Origin of the sequence: Rhodococcus sp. R1101, from assembly GCF_000278445.1 — a bacterium.
Taxonomy (GTDB): domain Bacteria; phylum Actinomycetota; class Actinomycetes; order Mycobacteriales; family Mycobacteriaceae; genus Rhodococcus; species Rhodococcus gordoniae.
Map to the genome: position 1 here is coordinate 1 of NZ_AJVB01000644.1, position 1,787 is coordinate 1,787.

Annotated in this window: 3 protein-coding genes and 1 pseudogene; all 4 read right to left on the reverse strand. The window is 67.5% G+C overall.

Going from position 1 to position 1,787, the window contains the following annotated elements:
• A partial coding sequence (locus R1101_RS0122710) for an FAD-dependent monooxygenase (RefSeq protein WP_037224799.1) occupies window positions 1-710 on the reverse strand: 710 nt, incomplete at its 3' end.
• 114 nt (window positions 711-824) lie between these two features.
• Complete coding sequence (locus R1101_RS0122715; protein ID WP_016935499.1) at window positions 825-1,301, reverse strand: SRPBCC family protein; 477 nt, start codon at window positions 1,299-1,301, stop codon at window positions 825-827.
• Between the two features lie 59 nt (window positions 1,302-1,360).
• Entirely contained in the window at window positions 1,361-1,633 is a 273-nt protein-coding gene (locus R1101_RS29860) for a cytochrome P450 (protein ID WP_442969897.1), read from the reverse strand.
• Between the two features lie 2 nt (window positions 1,634-1,635).
• Window positions 1,636-1,785: pseudogene (locus R1101_RS31560) on the reverse strand (hypothetical protein); the annotation flags it as partial.
• Window positions 1,786-1,787: the final 2 nt, after the last annotated feature.

Consider the following 1,787-nt stretch of genomic DNA (forward strand, 5'->3'; position numbering starts at 1 on the left):
TCGGTACCGAACACGTGGATCAACTCTCGTCGCAGGTCGTCCAGCGTCGGCGCTGCGGCCGGGCCCAGTTCGGCCTCGGTCACCACCACCCGCGCGCGGCCCTCTCCCATCGGATACAGCCCGTGGACGCCGCGTTCATCGATCGTGGCGTCGGTGGGGAGTTCCTCGGTGACCCGCACTTCGGCGATCAGGCTGCTCCGTGTCGCATCGGGCCCTTCGAGTCCGATCCCGGCCTCGCGGCGCACGACACTGCGACCGCCGTCGGCGCCCACCACGTACCGAGCCTGCACCGACTCCCCTGATGTGAGCCGAAGGTGGACGCTCCCCTCGTCCGCATCGACGCCGACGACCTCCGAGTCCCGTCGGATCCGCACTCCGAGTTCCTCGACCCACTGCAGCAACAGCCGTTCGACGTGGTTCTGGAACAACGCCAGCGTGTACGGGTGGCGGGTGGGTAGGCGCCCCACATCGAGCCGGGTGCCCCCGAAGGTCGCGGTGTTCACCGTTCGCCCCTCGGAGAGAAAGCGCTCGGCGATCCCTCGTTGATCGAGCAGTTCGATCGTGCGGGCATGGATACCGCCACCCCGTGACCCTGCGAGTTCCTGCGATGTGCGACGTTCGAGTACGACGACGTCCGCTCCGGCCAGGCGCAACTCCCCCGCCAGCATCATTCCCGTCGGCCCGCAACCGACCACTGCTACCTCGTGCATGTCCACCCCTCTCCACGACATCGGACGGGCAGTATGAGCCCCGGGGTGGGGGTTGCGGCAAGCCCCCACCTGCGCGATACCGTGGAAACGGGACGGGACGACCAGCGTCCCGGGTCAGCCCTCGAGGATGCGTTCGATCGCGTCCAGGGTCGCCGGAATTCCGCTGCGGGCGGACTGTTCCCGTGCGGCGATCCGAGCAGGTGCCTCCGCCCCGAACTTCTCGTGGAAGAACGTCAGTCCGGCTTCGGTGAACTCCCAGGTCTCCGTCAGCTCCGTGCCGGCGTCCGCGGGCTTGATGATGTAGCTCCAGCGCACGAGGCCGGGACCGACCGACCACGCGAACTCGCGGCCCGGAGATGCGATGACGACCTCCGACCGTGTCTCCCAGGTGCGCTCGGGGGTGACGTTCCGTCCGGTGAAGAAGGACCCGACCTCGGGGCCCTGACCTTCGTCCCACCAGCATTCCGCGCACACGGGAGACCATTCACCTGTGCGGGTGACATCGGAGACGAGGGCATACACCTCGTCGGGGGTGGCGGAAACGACGACGGAGGATTCGAAGGTCAGGGGTGTGGTCTGCATGGCTGCCATCCTGCCCTGTCGAGATCACCGCGTCGCGCCGTACTGCCCCCGCCGGATCGCCGGGACGGCTACGCAGCGACGGCTCTGCCCTTCACGCGCACCGGCACGGGTTCGGCCGCGACCGAGGTGAACGGTGTCTTCACCGGAAACTCGTCGTGGAGGGATTGCACGCAGAGCTTTCGCACGATGCTCGCAAGACCGAGTGTTGCTTCGAGCATGGCGAAACGGTCGCCGATACAGGTGCGTGGGCCACCCCCGAACGGCAGATACTGCCGACGCAACCGATTTCCTGATCGCCCGGCGCAAACCGCTCCGGATCGAACTTCTCGGGTTCGTCCCACAGTGCAGGATCATGGTGGAGTGCGTAGATCCCGACGACCGTGTTCGTGCCGGCCGGGACATCGTGGGCGTCCTGAGGCGAGGTGACGATTGCGAAGGTCGGCGCCCATCGAGCGGGACGGAGGTGGACGAGGGTGACCGGTCCACCCGGCATCA